Raw genomic sequence first — 21103 nt, forward strand, 5'->3', positions numbered from 1 at the left:
GATATGATCATCGGTGTCGATTTGAACAACGACAAGAAGGCCTGGGGCGAGCGATTCGGAATGACGCATTTCGTCAATCCGAAGGAGATCGACGGCGATATCGTCCCCCACCTCGTCAACATGACCAAGCGCGGCGCCGACCAGATCGGCGGCGCTGACTACACGTTCGACTGCACCGGCAACACCAAGGTGATGCGTCAGGCACTGGAAGCTTCGCATCGCGGTTGGGGCAAGTCGGTCGTCATCGGCGTCGCCGGCGCTGGCCAGGAGATTTCGACCAGGCCGTTCCAGTTGGTCACCGGACGCAGCTGGATGGGCACCGCCTTCGGCGGCGCACGCGGTCGCACCGACGTGCCGAAGATCGTTGACTGGTACATGGACGGCAAGATCCAGATCGACCCGATGATCACCCACACGCTGAAGCTCGAGGACATCAACAGGGGATTCGACCTCATGCATGAGGGCAAGTCGATCCGGAGTGTCGTGGTTTACTGAAGACGGCCACATGCCGCCGGCCATCCGGCCAGCGACCCCTGTGGTGAAACATGGGAGGAGAGAAAAATGGCGGAGAAACTGCATCCGAAAATCGACAATGGCCTGCCCAAGGAAAGCGCGAGCTTTGCCGGCGGCACGCTGGTCTGCGCCTGCACCAGCAAGCCGGTCAAGGTGAAGGTCAAGGGCCAGATCGCCCACAACCACGCCTGCGGCTGCACCAAATGCTGGAAGCCCGAAGGCGCTATATTCTCGGTGGTAGCGGTTGCCGGTACCGGCGATGTCACGGTCACCGAGAACGGCGACAAGCTGAAGGTGGTCGACCCCTCAGCGCTGATCCAGCGTCATGCCTGCACCCAATGCGGCGTCCACATGCATGGACCGGTCGAGCGCGATCATCCGTTCAAGGGCCTGTCCTTCATTCACCCCGAGCGCTTCGAGGAAGACGGCTGGTCGCCTCCGGGCTTCACCGCCTTTGTCTCGTCGATCATCGAATCGGGTGTCGACCCGAGCCGCATGGACGGCATTCGCGGCAGGCTGAAGACAATCGGCCTGGAGCCCTACGATTGCCTCAACCCTGGCCTGATGGATTACATTGCCACCTGGACGGCCAAGAAGTCCGGCGCCTTGCCGGCCTGATCACTATAAGATTTTCAGGCAGGGGCCGGATACATTTCCGGCCCCTGCTCGTCTCTGGAGAGACAATGCCCGCACCCGCCATCTACGTCGACGCCGACGCTTGCCCGGTCAAGGCCGAGGTGGAAAAGGTCGCTGAACGCCTTGGCGTCGTCGTCACTTACGTCTCCAATGGCGGCCTGCGCCCATCGCGCGACCCGATGATCCGCAATGTCGTGGTCTCCAAGAGCGCCGACGCCGCCGATGACTGGATCGTCGAGAACGCCAGGCCCAACGACATCGTGGTGACGGCGGACATTCCGCTTGCCGCACGCACGGTGGCGCTCGGCGCGCATGTGCTGGGACCGACCGGGCGGCCGTTCACGCCCGAGACGATCGGCATGGCAGTGGCGATGCGCGACCTCAAGCAGCACCTGCGCGAGACCGGCGAAAGCAAGGGCTACAATGCCAGTTTCGCGCCGCAGGACCGCTCCCGGTTTCTCGGCGAACTCGACCGTATCTTGCGGCGGGCGCTGAAATCCGTCACACCGGAGTAGCAACCACGCGCCATTCAGGTGGAGACCGCCATGGCCGCCGAAACCCCGATCGAGAAACCGATGCAGCGCCATATGCTGTTCGCGGTGTCGGCCTGTATCGGTGCGTTTGCGCTGCTTGTGGCGTTGCTGCTGCACGCCCCGCTCGCCTATTCGATCGGCGCCAACGCATTTTTTGCCGCTTACGTCGTTCTTGTCGTCAGTCAGATGCCCAAGTTCACCGGCAAGTACCTGAGCAAGAACGCACGCGCCACCGACCAGCCGGTTTTGGTCATCTTCGCGGTGACGCTCATTGTTGTCGGCGTTGCGCTTATCTCGCTGTTCCTGCTGATCAATCGGAAGGATGGGGATCACCCGATCGAACTCGGCTTCGCACTGCTGTCGATCCCGCTCGGCTGGTTCACCATCCATGCCATGGCGGCGCTCCATTATGCCCATGTCTACTGGATGGACGGCGACGCGGTCGATACCGGCACCAATAAGAAGATCCCGGTCGGTGGCCTGCTGTTCCCGGGCGACAGACGCCCGGAGGGCTGGGATTTCCTCTACTTCTCGACCGTCATCGGCATGACGGCGCAGACCGCCGACACCAACATCTCGACGACGCATATGCGTTGTGTCGTGCTTGTCCACTCGATCCTGTCGTTCTTCTTCAACACGGTCATCGTCGCCGCGGCCGTCAATCTCGCCGTCAGCCTGGGCGGTCCGTCCATAATAAATCCGTGATCGGATGAAACATCGGTTTGGATCGCGACGTATCAGGAGGACAATGAACACGTAGGACAAGCCGCAAGGCCGGGAGACCAGACAAGATGGAATCGGTTGCCAGAAGCCAATCCGAAATTGGACCGGGTCTCCCCGCTTCAAAAGAGAAACCATTGATCTACCGGCAGTCGGGCTGGACGCGGCTGACACACTGGCTCTGGGCCATCTCCTTGTTTTTCATGCTGCTTTCCGGCCTGCAGATTTTCAATGCCCGGCCTCAGCTCTACATCGGCAAGCAATCCGGCTTCGGCTACAACAACACCGTTTTCGCCATAGGCGCCGAAAACACCAATGCCGGGCCGCGCGGTTACACCGAAATCTTCGGGCACCGTTTCGACACGACAGGCGTCCTCGGCTGGTCGGGTCCGGCAGGTAACGAGACGGCGCGCGGTTTCCCATCCTGGGCGACGATCCCCTCCTACTATGATCTCGGCACCGCCCGCGTCATCCATTTCTTCTTTGCCTGGATGCTGACGACGACATTGATCGTCTGGCTGGTCGCCAGCCTGATCAACGGCCACATCCGCCGCGATCTGGCGCCGCGCCTGGATGACCTCAAACGGTTGCCGCAGGACATCGCCAATCACGCCAGGCTGAAATTCCACCACACGCGCGAATACAACACGCTGCAGAAAATGGCCTATGGCGGCGTGCTGTTCGTGCTCTTGCCGCTGATGATCATCACCGGCCTCGCCATGTCGCCGAGCATGAATTCGGTGCTGCCGTTCCTCAATGATTTGCTCGGCGGACGGCAGACCGCCCGCACCATCCATTTCACCGTCATGGTTCTGCTGGTCGCCTTCTTCATCATTCACATCCTGATGATCGTGGCCGCCGGCCCTATCAACGAACTGCGTTCGATCATCACCGGCTGGTACCGCACCGATCCTCCCGTGCATGACGACAAAACGCCCGAGAGGAGTGCCTGAAATGGCGAAATTTGAGATCAGCCGCCGGAAATTCCTGACCGCGGCCAGCCTCGGCGCTTCCGGCGTCATGCTGTCGGGCTGCGACGCCTTCGACAGTCAGCTCAGCATCGGCAGCGGCCTGCGCGGTTTCCTCGAAAATGCCAACGGCCTGACCCACAGGGCACAGCGGTTGCTCGGCGGCGGCAATTCGCTGGCGCCGGAATTCACCGAGGCAGATATCCGCCAGCCGCAACGGCCGAACGGCGTGACCGCGCCCGATGACGACACCTACAAGAACCTGCTCGCCAACAACTTCTCCGACTGGCGTCTGGAGGTTTCAGGCCTCGTGGAAAAGCCGCTATCGCTTACCCGCGAGCAACTGATGAACATGCCGAGCCGCACCCAGATCACCCGTCACGACTGCGTCGAAGGCTGGAGTTGCATCGCCAAGTGGACCGGCACGCCGCTGGCGCTGGTGCTCGACCAGGCGGTGGTCAAGCCGCAGGCGCGCTATGTCATGTTCCATTGCCTCGACACGATCGACCGCAGCCTGTCGGGCGACGTCAAATACTACGGCACCATCGACCTGATCGATGCCCGCCATCCGCAAACGATCCTCGCCTATGGCGTGAACGGCAAGCCGCTGCCGGTCGAGAACGGCGCGCCGCTGCGTGTCCGCGTCGAGCGCCAGCTCGGCTACAAGATGCCGAAATATCTCTACAAGATCGAACTGGTCGACGGCTTCGCCAATGTCGGCGGCGGCCGCGGCGGCTATTGGGAGGACAATGGCTACGACTGGTATGGCGGCATTTGAACCGCGCACGGCAAAACGATGATCGGCCCGTGGGGGCCACGAGCCCATCAGTTACGCCTGGCCAGGGCACCGGATGGAAAACGGTTTGGCGGTTTTCGCAAACCCGATGCTCAATAACGAGATGAAGCCCCCCGGCCCCGCTCGGTAGCCGGCGTAAATCCATTGGCCGCCAACGAGGATTGCAAGCCTATGCCGACCGGTCCAACATCTCGATGAACACGGCATCATCTCAAGGCGGCATACAGCCGAACCGGCGTGCGCCGTCAATCGGAACAGGTCCGGCTGGTCAGCATTGCGCTGCGGGATCTCACCGATCACCGTGACGGCAGCATATCGTAGAGTGATCCGAGTGATCGCCGGTTTCGCCGCCATCGCGCCCCTCAAGGAACACTTGCGAGGTCGCAGTTCGCCACGTTGCTAGCTAACTGTGCGCTAGCAAGGTCGGCGATAATCTCGATTTCACCCGGTTTTCTGCGCTTCCGTCGTCTGACAGGTTGGGGTAAAATCCCTCTTGTCGAGCCAAGGAAATTAGGTGCAAAAGCCTCAGCGAAGATCCGCCAGCCTGCAAGACATCGAGCCGTCTTCGCGCGTTTGGTGGACGAATGCCCAGAGAGCTATGTCCACAATATTCTTTGCGCTCGCGATTTCTTGTTTTTTCTTTAGTGGGATTATCGGCGTAATTTTCGAGAGTTTTGGAAGACCACGATCGCCTAATATCGAGAAAGGATTCATATCCCTGGCCCATGACAAAATGGGGGACTTCTATGGAACTCCATTGGAAGCGTTTTTTGGAACCGGTCACGGCCCATTCTGCGCACTCTGTTTGTTCTTCATCGGAACCATATTGTCTCCGGAAGTCTGGCGCGGCGAAAAACCTATACCAACAGAGCGCCTATTCGGCAGTGTAGCCATTTTATCGTTTGGTGTTTTTCTAGCTGTTTGGTGGCGTGGCTTTTGACCGGCCAACTCATGCCAGGCGATCAAACTTCTTAGGCTACCTTGTCGAGCAACGGCTTCAGCGCCGGATGGATTTCCGGCGAGGCATGCTTGATCAGGGTCAGCAATGCGCGCTCATTCTCGTACAAAGGCCGGTCCGCCCCGATATGCTCGATTAGCCATCCGGCTTCACCGGCATCGATCGTCTCGGCCCGACGGGCTAGCGCCTCGGTTGCCCTATTCTTGGCTTCCCATTCGGTCTCTACGTCGTCAGGAGACCGGTAGGCCTCTATGATACCGGCAAGGCCGCCGGAGACCATGCGGCTGAAGAAGCCGCCGATTTCCGGATCGGCGTTTTCGAGGAAGGTTTCCTGGCGCAGCGCCACCTCGCGGGTCGGGGCCTCGTAACCGGCCGAGCACATGACGAAATTGGCGATCGCCTTGACGAACAGGTCGTTCCAGGACGGATCGTTGTTGGCCTGGGCTGTCCGCTCGTTGATCCTGAACAGCACCTCGGCCTCGGCCCGGGTGATGGCGATGTTGCCGTCGCCGCCATGGGCATGGAGGATACGGCGCAGAAGCTCGACTTCGGCCCTGGCGATCAATCCGGGCGCCAGCGCACCGCCGAGCATCAGCGGTCCCTTGCCGTCGACGACGGCATGGGCGACCTGCTCCAGCGCGTAGACGCAAAGCCGGCTCGGCGAGGATTTCGCCTCTTCCAGCACATGGACCAGCAATTCGAGTTCGGTCCGGCTGTCGACCAAGCCGTCGCGCGAAATCGTGCGGACCAGCCAATCGGCATTCTCCTGCGAAATGTAGCCCGAGGGCTTTTCCTGGTGGACGATGTAGTCGGTGACCGCCTCGACGAAGAACGGTGCCCATTCAGCGCATTTGTCTCGCGCCGTCTGGTCGAGCGCGAACAACGCGTCGGCTTCGCCCCGGGTCACCACCCCGTCGGCGAACACGTCGCGGCGCAGCATTACGACATCCTCTGAAGCGATGCGGTTCTTCGAAGTCAGCCCCGCCACCGCAGCGCTCATGATCAATTCGCCCATCTGTCGTCCCCGTCCGCCCCAACGCGTCACATCGGCCTGCTATATCAGGAGTGTCTTGAAAAACCGGCAAACGGCGTGGTTAGCGAAGACTTGTCAGAACAATGTCGCTGGGAGGTGACAAGGTGTCGCCGACGGGCTATGGATGGCGCGTCGAGGGCTCAAGGTTTGAGTCCTACCTGTTTGCGGGAGAGAGCAGCGAGAGCTGCCGCCGAAGGGGAAATCGCCCGAAATCTCTCAGGCAAAAGAACCGTAGACGGGAAAGACACTCTGGAAAGTCGGGGCTTGCCCCCGCGCCGAAGGTGTAAGCGCCGCTGACAGAGTTCCGGCTGCGCGAGTCTCTCAGGCTTCAGACAGAGGGGCACGGACTGGTCGCCATCCGCGACCGATTGCGTGCGACTCTGGAGACGACATGACGGGCGACGATAGACACCTTCCCCTCGAAGATATCCATGCAGCGGCCGGTGCGCGCTTCGGCGCCTTTGCCGGCTGGTCGATGCCGCTGACCTATCCGGCCGGCGTCATGAAGGAGCATCTTCACACCCGCGAACATGCGGGCCTGTTCGACATCTCGCACATGAAGCTGTTCGAGGTCAGCGGGCCAGACGCCGTTGCGCTGCTCGACCGCGCCTGCCCGCTAGACGCCGGCGCGCTCGAAATTTCGCAATCCAAGCTGACCTTCTTCCTCAATGAGGCGGGCGGCATTCTGGATGATCTGATCGTCACCCGGCTCGGCGATACGAGGTTCATGGTGGTCGCCAACGCCGGCAACGCCGTCGCCGACGAAAAGCATTTGCGCGCGCTGGCAGCCGATTTTGATATAAAGGTCGAGCCTCTCGATCGCGTCTTCCTGGCCATCCAGGGTCCGGAAGCCTGGGCGGCACTGTCCCGCGCCGGCCTCGAAACCGGCTCGCTGCTGTTCATGCACGGCATCGAGCCGCGAAAGAACTGGTTCATGAGCCGGTCCGGCTACACCGGCGAAGACGGTTTCGAGATCGGCCTGCCGGAGGCCGATGCAAGAGAACTCGTCGCCAAGCTGCTCGAGGACGAGCGTGTGCTCTGGATCGGCCTTGCCGCGCGCGACAGTCTGCGGCTGGAGGCAGGCCTCTGCCTGCACGGTCAAGACATCACGCCGGAAACCGACCCGGCCGCGGCGGCGCTTATGTGGGCAATCCCAAAAGAGATCCGAGCCTCAGGCACCTTCATCGGCGCCGATGCCTTGCGCGCCGTCGTGGAACGAGGCCCGGCGCAAAAGCGCGTCGGGCTGAAACCGCAGGGTCGCCAGCCGGTGCGTGCCGGCGCTTCTCTGTTTGACACCGACGGCAACCCCGTCGGCCATGTCACATCGGGCGGTTTTGGCCCCTCGGCCGACCATCCGGTCGCCATGGGCTATGTCGCCACCCCACTGGCCAAGCCCGGAACGCGGGTCTTCGCCGATGTGCGCGGCACGAAGATCCCGATCGATGTCAGTTCCCTGCCCTTCACTCCTCATCGCTACCGCAAAGGATAGACCCATGGCAAAGATCTATTTCACCGCCGATCACGAATGGCTCAGCGTCGAGGGCGGCATCGCCACGGTCGGCATCACCGACTACGCGCAGGAGCAGCTCGGCGATCTCGTCTTCGTGGAACTGCCGGAAACGGGAAAGAAGCTCGCCAAGGGCGACACCGCCGTCGTGGTCGAATCCGTCAAGGCGGCCTCCGACGTCTACGCGCCGGTCGATGGCGAGATCACCGAGGCCAACGGCACGCTGTCGTCCGATCCATCGCTGGTCAACTCGGCGGCAACCGGCGCCGGTTGGCTGTGGAAGATGAAGCTCGCCGACGAAAGCCAGCTCGCCAGCCTCATGGATGAGACCGCCTACAAAGCCCATATCGCCTGACATCAGGAATTTACTGACATGACCGCAGCACCCTACCCCTTCTCGGCCCGCCACATCGGGCCCGGCCTTGCCGACGTCAGAGCCATGCTCGCCGTCCTCGGTGTTCCCTCGGTCGAGACGCTGATCAGCCAGGCCGTGCCGAGATCGATCCGCCTCGACCAGCCGCTGGCCCTGCCGGCGCCGGCCAGCGAAGCCGAAGCGCTCGCCGAATTGTCGACGATCATGGCAAGGAATACCGTGCTGAAGAGTTTTATCGGCGCCGGTTACCACGGCGTCCACGTGCCGCCGGTCATCCAGCGCAATCTGTTCGAGAATCCGGCCTGGTACACCGCCTACACGCCCTACCAGGCCGAGATCAGCCAGGGCCGGCTCGAAATGCTGTTCAATTTCCAGACGCTGGTCACGGAACTGACCGGCCTGCCGGTGGCATCGGCTTCATTGCTCGACGAGGCAACAGCGGTCGCCGAAGCGGTCGGCATCGCGCTGCGCCACCACCGCGACAAGCGCACCAAGGTGGCACTCGCCGGCACGCCGCACCCGCAGACGCTGGATGTGGTGCGCACCCGCGCCGAGCCGCTCGGCATCGAGATCGACGGCGAGACGATCGACGACAACACCGCAGCCCTGCTCGTCTCCTGGCCGGACACTTTTGGCGTCTATGGCGACCACAAGGCGGCGATCGAAAAAGCGCGCGCCACCGGCGCCATTATCGTCTTCATCGCCGACCCGCTTGGCCTGACGCTGACCGACGCGCCGGCGAAACTCGGCGCCGACATTGCCGTCGGCCCGATGCAGCGCTTCGGCGTGCCGATGGGCTTTGGCGGCCCACATGCCGCCTATTGCGCCGTCTCCGACAAGCTGACACGGCTGATGCCCGGCCGCCTGGTCGGTCAGTCGACCGACAGCAAGGGCCGTCCCGGTTATCGCCTCGCCTTGCAGACACGCGAACAGCACATCCGCCGCGACAAGGCGACCTCCAACATCTGCACCGCGCAGGCGCTGCTTGCCAATATGGCGACCGCATACGCCATCTGGCATGGCCCGGCGGGCCTGCAGGCGATCGCCGGGCGCATCCATGCGCTGGCCAACCGCCTGGCGAGCGGCCTCAAGGCCGCGGGTGTATCGGTGCTCGGCTCCAGCCGTTTCGATACGGTGACGGTGGAGGCCAAGGGCAAGGCCGCCCGGATCGCCGCGGCCGCCGAAAAGACCGGCCGGCTGCTGCGTGTGCTCGACGCCGACCATGTCGGCATCAGTTTCGACGAGACGTCGACCGATGCCGATGTCGAGGCGATCGCGGCTCTGTTCGACGCCAAGGCTGCTTCTTCCGCCGACAGCACGGTGCCCGGCAAGCCGCGCGGCAAGGAGTTTTTGACCCAGCCGGTCTTTCATGAGAACAAGTCGGAAACCGAGATGATGCGTTTCCTGCGCCGGCTGGCCGACAAGGACCTGGCGCTCGACCGCGCCATGATCCCGCTGGGCTCCTGCACCATGAAGCTCAACGCCGCGGCGGAAATGATGCCGGTGAGCTGGCCGGAAATCGCCAATTTGCATCCCTTCGCGCCATCAGCGCATTCGGCCGGCTATCGCGCCATGATCGGCGAACTGGAGGGCTGGCTGTCGGAGATCACCGGCTTCGACGCCGTGACCTTGCAGCCCAATGCTGGCAGCCAGGGCGAATATGCCGGGCTGCTCGCCATCCGCGCCTATCACCGCTCGCGCGGTGAGGGTCATCGCACCGTCTGCCTGATCCCCTCCTCCGCGCATGGCACCAATCCGGCGAGTGCCGCGATGGCCGGCATGAGCGTCGTCGTCGTGCGCTGCCTGGAAGACGGCAACATCGACATGGACGATATGCGCGCCAAGGCCAACGAGCATTCCAGGAATCTCGCGGCGCTGATGTTCACCTATCCATCCACGCATGGCGTCTACGAGGAAGGCGCGCGCCACCTCTGCGCGCTCATCCATGAGCATGGCGGCCAGGTCTATTTCGACGGCGCCAACCTCAATGCCTTGGTCGGACTTGCCCGTCCCGGCGACATCGGCGCCGACGTTTGCCACATGAACCTGCACAAGACCTTCTGCATCCCGCATGGCGGCGGCGGACCGGGCGTCGGTCCGATCGGCGTCAGGGCGCATCTGAAACCCTATCTGCCCGGCCATGTCACCGAAGGCTCGGCGCATGCCGTGGCCGCCGCTCCCTTCGGCAGCGCTTCCATCCTGCCGATCACCTGGATGTACATCCGCATGATGGGCGCTTCCGGCCTGAAGCAGGCGACCGAGACGGCGATCGTGTCCGCCAATTACGTGGCGACGCGGCTCGCGCCGCACTTCCCGCTGCTTTACAAGGGCAGGAGCGATCGTGTCGCCCATGAATGCATTCTCGATACCCGCGTGCTCAAGGAGAGCGCCGGCATCAGCGTCGAGGACATCGCCAAGCGCCTGATCGACTATGGTTTCCACGCGCCGACCATGTCGTTTCCGGTCGCCGGCACGCTTATGGTCGAACCGACCGAGTCCGAGCCCAAGCGCGAGTTGGACCGCTTCTGCGAGGCCATGATCGCCATTGCCGGCGAGGCGGCGAAGGTGGCCAAAGGCGAATGGCCTTTGGCCGACAATCCGCTGGTCAACGCCCCGCATACATCGGCTGAGGCGCTGGCCGGTCAATGGAACCACCCTTACTCGCGCCTCGAGGCGGCCTATCCCGCCGGCGACGCCGACACAGCGGCAAAGTACTGGCCGCCGGTATCGCGCATCGACAATGTCGCGGGAGACCGCAACCTGGTCTGCTCCTGCCCGCCGCTGTCGGACTATCTGGGTGCGGCCGAATAGCTACGCGGAGCGCAAGGCCGGTTTGACCGGGTCGGCCTTGTCCATCCCTTTGCGGCTGATGACGCAATTTCGCCCCGCACGCTTGGCGGCATAGAGCATGGAGTCGGCCCTGGCCAGCACCTCGTCGAGGGTGCTGCCGTCGGCCTCGCCGAATCCAATCCCGCCGCTGACCGTGCTGCGCAAGGGACCGAGCGGGGTGGGCACGATTTCCGTGCCGAAAGCGACGCCGATCTTGCTGGCAAGATCATAGGCGCGCTCTTCCGTCATCCTCGACATGACGATCGCGAACTCCTCGCCGCCCAGGCGAAAGGCGTCAACCCCGGTCCTGGCATATTTCCTGATGACGGCGGCGAAGCGGCACAGGACCTGATCCCCGACCGGGTGTCCATAGATGTCGTTCGTCCGCTTGAAGTGATCGAGGTCAAACATGACGATCGCCATGAACGGGCCGAAGGTGCACTCGCCATAAAGCGACATCAGACCGCGACGGTTCATCAGACCGGTCAACGGGTCGGTCATGGTCTCGGCCTTGAGCTCGATCTGCGCCTGCAAATGATGGAGCGAAAGCGTCAATGCGCCGAGGCCGGTCATACAGGCCACCGCCACGACCGAGTTGAGGCGTTCGGCCCAATTGTCGGGCGCGACGCCGAGCGTCCACTGCCCTTTGGTCATCAGAACCACGCCGCAAAGGGCAAACGACAGCGCACAGGTGCCGCTCAGAAACGACACCACCAGCAGGATGCGGCGATCATGACTGCCGTTGATCCAGAACATGGCTCCGATCGTCGAGAGCAGCGCGGTAACCGTCGCGTAGGTGATCACGAAACCGATACCGTCAAGGCCCATGAAGGTCACGGCCGCACCGATAGCCATGGCGGCAAATGTCGGAGCAATCGCACGCCTGTGGTCCGGCATACCGAGATATTGCATGGCCGAAATGCAGATGATCAGAAAACCCAGGCTGAGCAGCGCCAGCGCGACCTGGCAAAGCAGCGGATCGGGCTCCCTGGTATAATGCCAGAACAGAATCACATGCGCGACGAGCACGAGAATGCCGCATGCGACCGTCAGCACGAATCTGGCCCGCGGCGCAGTGGCCCAGATCGCGAACATAGTAACACTGAGACAGACGCCCGACAGCGCGGCTGCAAGCAGGAGCGAACTGAAATCCAGCATATCGGGCGGGGGCCTCTCGAGCATCGGCGGTTGCGCGGCATTCTAGGTCAGCGGCAGCCCTCGGACATGGTTTTCAGGCGATCTCTCGACCCAACCTGCGGATACGGTTTACAAAGCGTCGATGCCACCTGTCCCGAAACCGCACCCCTGGCTGGCGCGAGGATAAAACGGCATCAGCCCTTGTTCAGCAAGGCGAGGTTGGCGTCGACAACGGTGGGATCGGCCATGCCGGCCTTCGCCTCCAGCAGCAGCGCCCTGGCCTTCTTCTTGTTGCCGCGCAAAAGTTGCGAATAGCCCATGTTGTTGACGATCTGCGGTTTGCGGCCGGCGACCTTCACAAGCTGGCCATAGGCGCGGTCGGCGAAGTCGAAGCGGCCGAGTTCGTCATAGGAAGCGGCAAGCCCCATCCAGGCCTCGGCATTGTCGGCCCTCAGTTCGACGGCCTTGCGGAAATGCGCTTCGGCAAGACCATAATTGGCATCGCGAAACTGTGCCTTGCCTTCCGCCAGGTCGGATGTGTCGACATCCTTGGCTGCCGGCTGGATCGCGGTGGTCTTGGTCGTGTCGACGTTATTGTTCGTCGTGCACCCGGTGATCATCAGGACGGCCGCCATCGTGGCCACCGCCGCAAATTTTATCTGACGCATTCCCTGCCCCGTCGCCCGATTTGCCGGGTCGTTCTTCAGGGAAAGACACTACAGCACAGCGATTAAGCTTCGGTGCCGAAATGCCCCCAAGTTTTGGTTTCCGGCACACCAGCCATTAACCATCGCCAGCGGCGTTCTCACTGCTCCAGGGCCTTGAGCGTCGCCGGAAGCTGGTAGCGGTTGCCGTCATAGCGCAGCCGGTAAGTCCGCTTCACGGACTTGCCGGGGTGGGATTGGCACTCGCCATTCTTGTCGGGAGCGGGTTCGTCGGTATCCATTCGCTCGGTCACGGTGATATCGTGATAGCCCTGATGGCCCGCCCGGCTCATCGCCAGGCTGACCTGGCTAGAATGAAAGGATCCGGCGCAATTGGTATCGCCTTCGCCGCCAAAGCCGGCCACGTCGAGGCCATCGAGCACCATCCGTAGCGCATCGCCGTCGAGGGCATAGAGTCGCAGGTCGGTTTCCCTGAAGGGATTGGCCTGCGAATGAGTTGCCATGTCGATGCGCAGGCCGAAGGCGGTGATTTTGGGCGCCGGCTGATAGCGGCCTGTATCGAATCCGATGCCGCGGATGGCGATGGCATCATCGTTCATCAGCCCGGGCTGCAGCAGGCGCTGGCGCACCTGCTGGTTCTTCCTGTCGACGACCAGAAGCTCGATATCGCCGATATGCATGCCGTCGACGGATAGGGCGCTGTCGATCAGCGGTACCGCGACCAACAGCAGTTGGTCATGGGCGGGCCAGATCTTGCAGACCAGCCTTGGCGTGTCGTAGTCCGGAGGCGTCAGGGCGATGCTGGTGTGAGGTTCAAGTGTGAACGAGGCGCCGTCGGCGCTCCTTCGGGCCTTGGGATAGGCCTGCTGCACCAAGGCGGCAGCATCACCGCAATCGCCGGCCGCGGCCTGGGCGGGCGGCAAGCTGGCCGCGGCGAGGCCCAGCAAGAGGGTGGGCAACAGTATTCGCACGGACTTCTCGTTTATTCGCGCACTTTGCGGGTCCGATGCATCACTTCGACGGATGTTTGCATGCCTGATTCCGTCGACGCGGCGCCCTTTAGTGACCCGTCATTTTGACGATGATGGGAATGACAGCGATCATCAGCACCACCGGCAGGATGCAGACCACGACCGGCACGGACATCTTTGCCGGCAAGGCATGCGCCTTCTCCTCGGCCAGCGACATGCGCTTGTGGCGCATTTCATCGGAAAACACCCTGAGCGCGCCCGACAGGCTGGTGCCTAGTTCCTTCGACTGCTGCAGGAGCGTGGCGAAGGAGCGTACCTCGTCGAGGCTGAGGCGATCGGCGAGCGCCTTCAGCGCGTCGTCGAGGCTGCGCCCCGCCCGAAGCTCGAGCGATACGAGCTGCAGGTTCTGGCTGAGCGAAGGATAGGTCTTGGCGAGTTCTTTCGAAACGCGCTCGACGCCCGCTTCCATGCTCATGCCGGCATCGGAGCAGACGATCATCAGATCCATGAAATCGGGGAAGCCGTTGCGGTATTCGCGCATCTTTTCCCGCACCTTCTGGGTCAGCACCAGGCCCGGCAGGAAATAGCCGGCAGCGCCCGACAGGATGATGAAGGTCCACCGGCTGGTCATGGTCGCGTCCGGGCTGGCCATCCACCGGTTGAGCACGAAGACGGCGAACGTCGTGCCGATCATTGCCGTGAACCGGATGAGGAAGAACATGCCGACGGCGCGCGGCTCCATGTAGCCGGCCTGGATGAGCTTCAAACGCAGGCGGGCGACATTTTCCGGGTCGCTCTTGGCGTAGAATTCCTGCGCCCTCTTCACCGCTTTTTCGCGCACGACGCCGCTGTTCTTCTTCTGCGCCGGTTCGGGCTTGGCCGCCACCGGACCGTGGTCGACCTTGAGCCGGCGCTTGACCTCGTTGCGGTCGCCCCTCGCCGCCACCATCGGCCAGGCGACCGCAACGGCTCCCATGGCCAGCAAAAGCATGGCCACCGGCATCAGCGACGTCGGCGCGAGGGAGGCGAGGAATTCGATGACGCCTTGCATGTCAGAACCTGAAGTTAGACATCTTGAACATGATCAGATTGCCCAGCATCAGCCAGCTAACCGATCCGCCGATCATGTACCATGTCTTCGGAACGCCCCAGACGTCGCTGTAATATCCCGGCATCATGGCCATGATCGCGGTGAACAGCAGCGCCGGCACGGCCGTCAAAATGTAGGCCGACAGGCGGCCTTCGCTCGAAATGGCCCGCACCTTGCGGCGCAGCTTGCCGCGTTCGCGGATCGTCGTCGACAACCCATCGAGGATTTCGCGCAGATTGCCGCCCGAGCTGGTCTGGATCGAGACGGCGGTGACGAACAGCGGCAAATCCTCGTGGCCGACCCGGTCGAAAAGCGAGTTCAGCGCCGAGACAAGGTCGGAGCCATAGGTGACTTCGTCGGCAATGACGCCGAATTCCGTGCCGATCGGATCGGGCATCTCACGCGACACCATGGCAATGGCCACCGGCACCGGGTGACCGGCCTTGAGGCCGCGCGTGATCAGTTCCAGTGCCTCGGGCAGTTGGATGCCGAAACGCTTGAGCCGGCGCTTGCGCATGGAGCGCATCACCATGATCGGCAGCAGCGGCATCAGCACGACAACCAGGATGAGCCCCATCAACAGCGGCAAGCCGCGCGAGATGGCGAACAGGGCCACGGCCATCGCCACACCGCAGGTGATCATCAGGAATTTCGAGAGCGGTATGACCATGCCCGACTGCGTGCGCAGGGCATGGAACCGGCCGGGCGAGAACAGCGACGTTCCCACGTCGAGACCGCGCTCCTTGCGCAGCTGGATCAGCACCTGTTCCTGGCTGATCTTGTTTTCCTGCAGCTTCATACGCCGGTTGATGGCGGTTCGCTTGTCGCTACGACCGGCATAGAGCAGGTAGACCGCTTCGGCGACCATGATGCCGGTCAATGCGGCCCCGGCATAGACGACATAGATCGCGCTGAACCCATCGAACACCCCGGCTACTCCTGCGGCCGGCCGGGTTCGAAATAACGTCCGGGAAACTCGATGCCCATCGCGCGCAGATCTTCCAGAAAACGCGGTCGTATGCCGGTCGCCTCGTAGTAGCCAAGGATCTTGCCATCAGCCTCCATGCCGGTGCGCACGAAGCGGAAGATCTCCTGCATCTGGATGACATCGCCTTCCATGCCGGTCACCTCGGCGACGCTCGTCACCTTGCGCTTGCCGTCGGAAAGCCGGGTCAGTTGGACGATGATGTCGATGGCGCTTGCGATCTGGCTGCGGATCGACTGCACCGTCATTGGCATGCCGGTCATGCCAAGCATCTGCTCCAGGCGCGAAATACAATCGCGTGGCGTGTTGGCGTGAATGGTCGCCATCGAGCCTTCGTGGCCGGTGTTCATCGCCTGCAGCATGTCGAAGGCTTCCTCGCCGCGGCACTCGCCGAGAATGACCCGGTCGGGACGCATGCGCAGCGCGTTCTTGACCAGGTCGCGCTGTTTGAGCTCGCCATGGCCTTCGATATTGGCGGGGCGCGTTTCCATGCGCGCGACGTGCGGCTGCTGCAATTGAAGCTCCGCCGCGTCCTCGATGGTGATCAGCCGCTCGTCTTCCGGAATGAAGGCCGACAGTGCGTTGAGCATCGTCGTCTTGCCGGTGCCGGTGCCGCCCGAAATGATTGTCGTCTTGCGGGCATGCACGGCCGCCGCCAGCACTTCGGCCATGTTCTGTGTGATGGCGCCGAATTCGACCAGCCTGTGCAGGCCAAGTTTGTTCTTGGAGAACTTGCGGATCGACACCAGCGGGCCGTCGACGGCCACCGGGCGGATGGCTGCGTTGAAGCGCGAGCCGTCCAGCATGCGAGCGTCGACCATCGGCTGCGATTCGTCGACCCGGCGGCCGACGGCGGCCACGATCTTGTTGACGATTCTGAGCAGATGCGCCTCGTCCTTGAACGGGATATGGACCTGCTGCAGCTTGCCCTTCTTTTCGACGAAACAGTTCTGATGACCGTTGATCAGGATATCGTTGATGTCGGGATCCTTGAGCAGCGGCTCGAGCGGGCCGAGGCCGACCATCTCGTCGACGATATCGTCGACCAGCGCGTCGAGTTCGGCGGTGTTGATCGCCATCCGCTCCTGACGGGTCTTTTCCGACACGAAATCATGCACTTGCCGGCGCATTTCATCCTTGGGCAAGCGCTCCAGCGCGACCAGATTGATCTCCTCGAGCAGCATCCGGTGGATGCGCACGCGGGCGTCGAGCACCTTGTTGGCATTCTTTGCCGGTGCTGCTTCCAGTTTCGCCGGCAAAGCCTTTCGGCTGGTCGGGATGACAACGGCATGATGCGCGACCGGTGTTGATTCCGGCGGACGCTGCGGGCGCGCGTCGCGGTTCTGCAGGGTTGAGAAACGGCTGGTCATCCAGCTTTCCTTTTCAAGAGGCCCCTGCCGAAACCGAACAGCGACTTCGACTTGCTCGCCGTCGCCACTGCCTCTTCCGGGAGGATGATCTTCTTCAGGTCGTTGACGACATTGGCATTGGGATCGATCTCGTGCAGCGGCACGCCGCGATCGACCGCCTCGCGCACCAGCCGGTAGTTGTTGGCGATGCCGCCGACAAAATGCTCGCCAAGGATTTCCTGGACATCCGCCTGCTTGATGCCGTTGTCGAACATCTTCTGCTCGAAACGGTTGACGATCACGTTCGGCTTCACTTCCTTGCCCGCGGTCTCGTAGACGGCCTGGATCAGCCGCTGCGTATGGCGCAGGCACGGCACCGTCATTTCGGCAACGATGTAGAGTTTATTGGAACCGAGCAGCACCGTTTCCGTCCAGGGAAACCAGGTGCGCGGCATGTCGATGACGACATTGTCGAAATAGGCCGAAACGAGGTCCAGCATGCGCACCACGACATCGGTCTTGAAGGAGCGCATTTCAGCCGGATGCGTCGGCGCCGCCAGCACGCAAAGTCCGCTGGCGTGCTTGGACAGCATCACATCGAGCAATTGCCGGTCGAGGCGCTCGGGCTGGTTCTCGATCTCGGTGATGTCGAAACGCGGCTCCAGATCGAGATATTCGGCGCAGGCACCTTGCTGGAAATTGAGGTCGACCACACAGGTCGAGGCGCCGCGCGTCACCGAATGATGCAGCTGGAACGCGGTCTGCAGCGCCAGCGTCGTGGTGCCGACGCCGCCGGCGGCGGGCATGAAGGTATAGATCTGCGATTCGGTGTTTTCCTCGCGCCCCGGCCCCTGCAACGCTCGCACGACCGAACGCACGAGGTCGGCCGTGGTGATCGGCTTGACCAGGAAGTCCGCGACCTTGAGCTGTACCAGGATGCGCACGGCGGCGGCGTTGAACTCCTGGGTGACCACGACCACCGGTGCCTTGCCCTCGAGCCGGCGCATGACGCGCTGCAGGGACTCGATTTCTTCCAGTTTCGCCGCATCCATGTCGACGATAACGACGCCGAACTCGGCCTCCTGGACCTCGCCGCGCAGCTCGGTGATGTTCTTCTCAACCGTCATGAGCTGGATGATCTCCGAGGCGGCAAAGGCCGTCTTCGTGTCCTGCGCGAAGGTCCGGTCTGTCGATACGAGCAGGATCTTCTTGGTGCTGTTTGCCATTCTCGCCGCCTGTGAGGTCGATCGCCGTCTGGATCAGTTGCCGGTGGTGGTTTGCGCTGCCTTGGCCCCGGCCGCCTGATCGGGTGTGACCGGTTCGGCGGTTCCGCGCTTGGCGGGCACGAGAAGCCTCGTGTTCTGGACCCCATACTTCCACGGGTCCACCATCTGCATGACGGTGTTGGCGGCCTGCGCCTCACCGGCGACTGACGTCACGCCTTCGCTGCGCAAATAGTCGTCGCTGGTGCAGCCGCTTGCCAAACCGGCAAGAAGCAGGGCGATGCTCGATCTCAGGACCAGACGCATGATTTCAGTCCTTCGGCAGGTCGAGGAAATGACCGACTTTGGTCGCGGAAGCGCCCCGCACGGCGCTGCCGTCAGCCAGCGCCAGCGCACGGTTGGTGTCCGACGCCTTCACCTCCTCGGTGTTGTTGAGGAAATAGTCGACGTTGCTGGCGGGCTGCGTGCCATCGGTCGGCACAGCCATTTTCTTCGACGGGTCGACCGGCTTGACCAGATAAGGTGTGACGATGATGACCAGGTCGGTCTCGCGCCGCTGATAGGATTTCGACGAGAACAGCGACCCCAGCACCGGCATCTTGCCGAGACCGGGAATGCGCGACGTGGTGATGTCGTTCTGGGATTGCAGCAGCCCGGCGATCATGAAGCTCTGGCCGTTCTTCAGGTCGACCGAGGTCTTGGCGCGGCGCACGATGAACCCCGGCACCGAAATGTTGCCGATATTGTAGGACGCCGAAGCGTCGATCGAGGAGACTTCCGGCGCGATGTCGAGGCTGACCAACCCGTCCTTCAGCACGGTCGGCGTAAAGTCCAGGCTGACGCCGTATTTCTTGTAGCTGACGGAGATCTTCCCATTGTCCTCGGAAACCGGGATCGGGAATTCGCCGCCGGCAAGAAAGCTCGCCGTTTCGCCGGATCGGGCAATCAGGTTCGGTTCGGCCAGCCTTCGTGCAAGGCCGCGCTCCTCCAACGCCTTGATGGCGATGTCGATCGAGACGCCATTGGACAGCAGCCGGCCAATGATCTCGCCAGTCCCCGCCGCCGGCACCGAGCCCGGATCGAGAGAGACATCGCGACCGCCGAAGCCGTAGGCGAAATTGGCGCTGTATTTCGCGCCCAGGTCCTGCCCGGCCTGGCGGTTGATCTCGACGAAGCGGACATTGAGCTGGACCTGCTGCGACGAGGAGATATTGACCGAATTGATCACCTCCTCATTGCCGGAGAAGCGGGTGGCGATCTTGTTTGCCTTTTCGGCGGCGACCGCGTCATCCGCCTCGCCCGACAGCACCACGCGGCCATTGGCCGAGCCGACCTTGATCTTGGCGTCCGGCACGCTGGCACGGATGGTGCTCGCCAATTGGTCGGTGTCGAGCGTCACTTCGATGTCTACGGTGCCGACGAGCTGCTTCTTCTCGTCGAACAGCGCAATGCCGGTGGTGCCGAGATTGTTGCCCAGCACATAGAAGGATTTGTCGGTCAGCGGGTTGACGTTGGCGATCTCCGGATCGCCGATGACGATCTGATAGAAGGCCGCGCTCGTCATGATCGTCTTGGGCTTGCCCTTCGCGACCTTGATCGAGGCATTCCTGGTCGACGAGACATAGACGATGTCGTTGTCCGCCCTGGCCGCGCCAACGAAGGCGAGCATGCCGCTCGCGGCCAGTGAAGCCGCCATGGCCAAGGCGCGCACGAAACGCAACAGATTCGTCATTCGATATAGGGTGTGCATCACCATGATCCCGTCCCGCCCGGTCCCCACCGGTCTTTACTTCTGGTCCCGCGAAGGGACTTGGTATTCCTCGGCCTGCGTGCCGCGCGTCACGATGACCGTCTTGAATTTCGGCTTCTCCGGCTCCTTGGCGATGGCATCGAACAAGGAGCCGGCGGCGGCCTGGGCATTGGAAGCCACGGATCCGCCGAAGGACGAGATGGTGGTGACGCCGTTCTTGCCGTCGCCGCCTTCGCTGGCGGAGCGCAGCGACAGCGACAGCGTGCCTACCGTGCGGGCAAGCGCCACTTTCTGCGCGCCTTCGGTCGTCACCTCGAGGGTCACGGAATTGGCCACCTGCGGCGTCGTCTGGCGCTCGTCGGCGCCCTGCCCGACGCTCAGCACCTTGGCGTCGGCAACGACGATCTCCGAGGTGATGGTCGAGCCGGCCGCGCCTTGCGCGTTCTTGGCGACTTCCTGGATTTCGCCGGCATCGCGGGTGAGCACGACATCGACCCGGTCGCCCGGCGTGACGAAGCCACCGACCCCAGCGATCTCGTCGGTGCGGATGGTGACCGCCCGCATTCCGGGCGTCAGCATATTGGACAGCGTCGCGCGACCGTTCGGTCCCGACAGCTTGGTGAGCAGCAACGGCTCGTTGACCTCGATCGGCGACAGCACGACCCGGCCGCCTTCGCCGAGCAATCCATCGATGGTGGCAAAGGCGCCCTGCGGCAGGGACTCCTGCGGCCACGGGATTTCGCTGAGTTTGGCGCGGTCGAGCTCCATGCCATAGCGCAACGGCGCATTGGCCACCACGATCGTCTTGAACTCTATTTTGGGTGCTGGAGCGGAGATCGACGCCGTTTTCTCCTGCGCATCGGCCTTGGCCTGGCTCTTGACCCAGAAATCCGCGGCAAAGATCGAGATCGCGCCGAAAACGGCGGCGATGCCGATCATCGTTATGGCCTTGCCCCTCACGCCGAAACCCCTGATGCCCGTCGTTTCTTGTTATGTTGGGCTCACGCTAGTCCGCATTGGTAAAGAATCGGGAATCTTGTGCGGTGGCATTCGACCGATTTCCGCCT

The 21103-nt window shown here is 62.6% G+C and carries 21 protein-coding genes and 1 riboswitch; of the genes, 10 read left to right on the plus strand and 11 right to left on the minus strand.

The annotated features are described in order from the left end of the window. The 7 genes from O7A60_RS14930 to O7A60_RS14960 all read left to right on the plus strand — a co-directional run. Positions 1 to 495 (plus strand): zinc-binding dehydrogenase (locus O7A60_RS14930; protein ID WP_337106960.1); only part of this gene is annotated, 495 nt, incomplete at its 5' end. A 66-nt stretch (positions 496 to 561) separates the two neighbouring features. Beyond that, positions 562 to 1131 (plus strand): S-(hydroxymethyl)glutathione synthase, encoded by a 570-nt coding sequence (gene gfa, locus O7A60_RS14935; RefSeq protein ID WP_337106961.1) that lies wholly within the window; start codon positions 562 to 564, stop codon positions 1129 to 1131. A gap of 65 nt (positions 1132 to 1196) precedes the next feature. Further along, complete coding sequence (locus O7A60_RS14940) at positions 1197 to 1664, plus strand: YaiI/YqxD family protein (RefSeq protein WP_337106962.1); 468 nt, start codon at positions 1197 to 1199, stop codon at positions 1662 to 1664. Positions 1665 to 1694: 30 nt separating this feature from the next. Beyond that, the gene (locus tag O7A60_RS14945; RefSeq protein ID WP_027144996.1) at positions 1695 to 2387 is read left to right on the plus strand and encodes a DUF1345 domain-containing protein; all 693 of its coding nucleotides are present in this window, start codon (positions 1695 to 1697) and stop codon (positions 2385 to 2387) included. Between the two features lie 86 nt (positions 2388 to 2473). Continuing rightward, positions 2474 to 3355 (plus strand): cytochrome b/b6 domain-containing protein, encoded by an 882-nt coding sequence (locus tag O7A60_RS14950; RefSeq protein WP_337106963.1) that lies wholly within the window; start codon positions 2474 to 2476, stop codon positions 3353 to 3355. 1 nt (position 3356) lies between these two features. Next, positions 3357 to 4148: a molybdopterin-binding protein gene (locus O7A60_RS14955; RefSeq protein ID WP_337106964.1), complete on the plus strand. Its 792-nt coding sequence runs from the start codon at positions 3357 to 3359 to the stop codon at positions 4146 to 4148. 532 nt (positions 4149 to 4680) lie between these two features. Further along, the gene (locus O7A60_RS14960) at positions 4681 to 5106 is read left to right on the plus strand and encodes a hypothetical protein (protein WP_337106965.1); all 426 of its coding nucleotides are present in this window, start codon (positions 4681 to 4683) and stop codon (positions 5104 to 5106) included. Between the two features lie 31 nt (positions 5107 to 5137). On the opposite strand, the gene O7A60_RS14965 is transcribed toward O7A60_RS14960, so the two are convergent. Next, positions 5138 to 6139 (minus strand): hypothetical protein, encoded by a 1002-nt coding sequence (locus O7A60_RS14965; protein WP_337106966.1) that lies wholly within the window; start codon positions 6137 to 6139, stop codon positions 5138 to 5140. 173 nt (positions 6140 to 6312) lie between these two features. Further along, positions 6313 to 6399, plus strand: a riboswitch (glycine riboswitch). A gap of 149 nt (positions 6400 to 6548) precedes the next feature. On the opposite strand from O7A60_RS14965, the gene gcvT reads away from it, so the two are divergent. Genes gcvT through gcvP form a run of 3 tightly spaced genes read left to right on the plus strand, consistent with a single transcriptional unit; the run spans position 6549 to position 10848 of the window. Then, complete coding sequence (gene gcvT, locus O7A60_RS14970) at positions 6549 to 7646, plus strand: glycine cleavage system aminomethyltransferase GcvT (protein ID WP_337106967.1); 1098 nt, start codon at positions 6549 to 6551, stop codon at positions 7644 to 7646. 4 nt (positions 7647 to 7650) lie between these two features. Continuing rightward, complete coding sequence (gene gcvH, locus O7A60_RS14975) at positions 7651 to 8019, plus strand: glycine cleavage system protein GcvH (protein ID WP_027145002.1); 369 nt, start codon at positions 7651 to 7653, stop codon at positions 8017 to 8019. 18 nt (positions 8020 to 8037) lie between these two features. Next, complete coding sequence (gene gcvP / locus O7A60_RS14980) at positions 8038 to 10848, plus strand: aminomethyl-transferring glycine dehydrogenase (protein ID WP_337106968.1); 2811 nt, start codon at positions 8038 to 8040, stop codon at positions 10846 to 10848. Here the strand turns inward: gcvP and O7A60_RS14985 are convergent, their stop codons facing one another. The 10 genes from O7A60_RS14985 to cpaB form a co-directional block, all read right to left on the minus strand. Next, positions 10849 to 12048: a GGDEF domain-containing protein gene (locus O7A60_RS14985; RefSeq protein ID WP_337106969.1), complete on the minus strand. Its 1200-nt coding sequence runs from the start codon at positions 12046 to 12048 to the stop codon at positions 10849 to 10851. It abuts the gene before it with no gap. A 149-nt stretch (positions 12049 to 12197) separates the two neighbouring features. Further along, positions 12198 to 12671, minus strand: a complete 474-nt coding sequence (locus O7A60_RS14990) for a tetratricopeptide repeat protein (RefSeq protein WP_337106970.1) — start codon at positions 12669 to 12671, stop codon at positions 12198 to 12200. Between the two features lie 137 nt (positions 12672 to 12808). Beyond that, the gene (locus O7A60_RS14995) at positions 12809 to 13639 is read right to left on the minus strand and encodes a PA3715 family protein (RefSeq protein ID WP_337106971.1); all 831 of its coding nucleotides are present in this window, start codon (positions 13637 to 13639) and stop codon (positions 12809 to 12811) included. 88 nt (positions 13640 to 13727) lie between these two features. Then, positions 13728 to 14690: a type II secretion system F family protein gene (locus O7A60_RS15000; RefSeq protein WP_337106972.1), complete on the minus strand. Its 963-nt coding sequence runs from the start codon at positions 14688 to 14690 to the stop codon at positions 13728 to 13730. Between the two features lies 1 nt (position 14691). Beyond that, positions 14692 to 15657 carry a type II secretion system F family protein gene (locus O7A60_RS15005; protein WP_337106973.1) on the minus strand — a complete coding sequence of 322 codons (966 nt, stop codon included), beginning with the start codon at positions 15655 to 15657 and terminating at the stop codon, positions 14692 to 14694. Between the two features lie 5 nt (positions 15658 to 15662). Then, the gene (locus O7A60_RS15010; RefSeq protein ID WP_337106974.1) at positions 15663 to 17084 is read right to left on the minus strand and encodes a CpaF family protein; all 1422 of its coding nucleotides are present in this window, start codon (positions 17082 to 17084) and stop codon (positions 15663 to 15665) included. After that, entirely contained in the window at positions 17081 to 18289 is a 1209-nt protein-coding gene (locus O7A60_RS15015; protein ID WP_337106975.1) for an AAA family ATPase, read from the minus strand. The genes O7A60_RS15010 and O7A60_RS15015 overlap by 4 nt, the downstream gene beginning before the upstream one ends. A gap of 33 nt (positions 18290 to 18322) precedes the next feature. Beyond that, complete coding sequence (locus tag O7A60_RS15020) at positions 18323 to 18592, minus strand: hypothetical protein (RefSeq protein ID WP_027145011.1); 270 nt, start codon at positions 18590 to 18592, stop codon at positions 18323 to 18325. 4 nt (positions 18593 to 18596) lie between these two features. Then, positions 18597 to 19982, minus strand: a complete 1386-nt coding sequence (locus tag O7A60_RS15025; RefSeq protein WP_245262244.1) for a type II and III secretion system protein family protein — start codon at positions 19980 to 19982, stop codon at positions 18597 to 18599. Positions 19983 to 20072: 90 nt separating this feature from the next. After that, the gene (gene cpaB / locus O7A60_RS15030; protein ID WP_246672981.1) at positions 20073 to 20996 is read right to left on the minus strand and encodes a Flp pilus assembly protein CpaB; all 924 of its coding nucleotides are present in this window, start codon (positions 20994 to 20996) and stop codon (positions 20073 to 20075) included. Positions 20997 to 21103 lie beyond the last annotated feature (107 nt).

It is taken from the genome of Mesorhizobium salmacidum (SeqCode) (genome assembly GCF_037179605.1).
GTDB lineage: Bacteria > Pseudomonadota > Alphaproteobacteria > Rhizobiales > Rhizobiaceae > Mesorhizobium > Mesorhizobium salmacidum.

Coding starts and splice junctions, on each gene's coding strand:
- O7A60_RS14990 (WP_337106970.1), bottom strand. CDS start 12,671: ATGCGTCAGATAAAATTTGCGGCGGTGGCCACGATGGCGGCCGTCCTG.
- gcvH (WP_027145002.1), top strand. CDS start 7,651: ATGGCAAAGATCTATTTCACCGCCGATCACGAATGGCTCAGCGTCGAG.
- O7A60_RS14945 (WP_027144996.1), top strand. CDS start 1,695: ATGGCCGCCGAAACCCCGATCGAGAAACCGATGCAGCGCCATATGCTG.
- O7A60_RS14940 (WP_337106962.1), top strand. CDS start 1,197: ATGCCCGCACCCGCCATCTACGTCGACGCCGACGCTTGCCCGGTCAAG.
- O7A60_RS14950 (WP_337106963.1), top strand. CDS start 2,474: ATGGAATCGGTTGCCAGAAGCCAATCCGAAATTGGACCGGGTCTCCCC.
- O7A60_RS15015 (WP_337106975.1), bottom strand. CDS start 18,289: ATGGCAAACAGCACCAAGAAGATCCTGCTCGTATCGACAGACCGGACC.
- O7A60_RS14955 (WP_337106964.1), top strand. CDS start 3,357: ATGGCGAAATTTGAGATCAGCCGCCGGAAATTCCTGACCGCGGCCAGC.
- O7A60_RS15010 (WP_337106974.1), bottom strand. CDS start 17,084: ATGACCAGCCGTTTCTCAACCCTGCAGAACCGCGACGCGCGCCCGCAG.
- gcvT (WP_337106967.1), top strand. CDS start 6,549: ATGACGGGCGACGATAGACACCTTCCCCTCGAAGATATCCATGCAGCG.
- gcvP (WP_337106968.1), top strand. CDS start 8,038: ATGACCGCAGCACCCTACCCCTTCTCGGCCCGCCACATCGGGCCCGGC.
- gfa (WP_337106961.1), top strand. CDS start 562: ATGGCGGAGAAACTGCATCCGAAAATCGACAATGGCCTGCCCAAGGAA.
- O7A60_RS15020 (WP_027145011.1), bottom strand. CDS start 18,592: ATGCGTCTGGTCCTGAGATCGAGCATCGCCCTGCTTCTTGCCGGTTTG.
- O7A60_RS14985 (WP_337106969.1), bottom strand. CDS start 12,048: ATGCTCGAGAGGCCCCCGCCCGATATGCTGGATTTCAGTTCGCTCCTG.
- O7A60_RS15000 (WP_337106972.1), bottom strand. CDS start 14,690: ATGCAAGGCGTCATCGAATTCCTCGCCTCCCTCGCGCCGACGTCGCTG.
- O7A60_RS15025 (WP_245262244.1), bottom strand. CDS start 19,982: ATGGCGGCTTCACTGGCCGCGAGCGGCATGCTCGCCTTCGTTGGCGCG.
- O7A60_RS14965 (WP_337106966.1), bottom strand. CDS start 6,139: ATGGGCGAATTGATCATGAGCGCTGCGGTGGCGGGGCTGACTTCGAAG.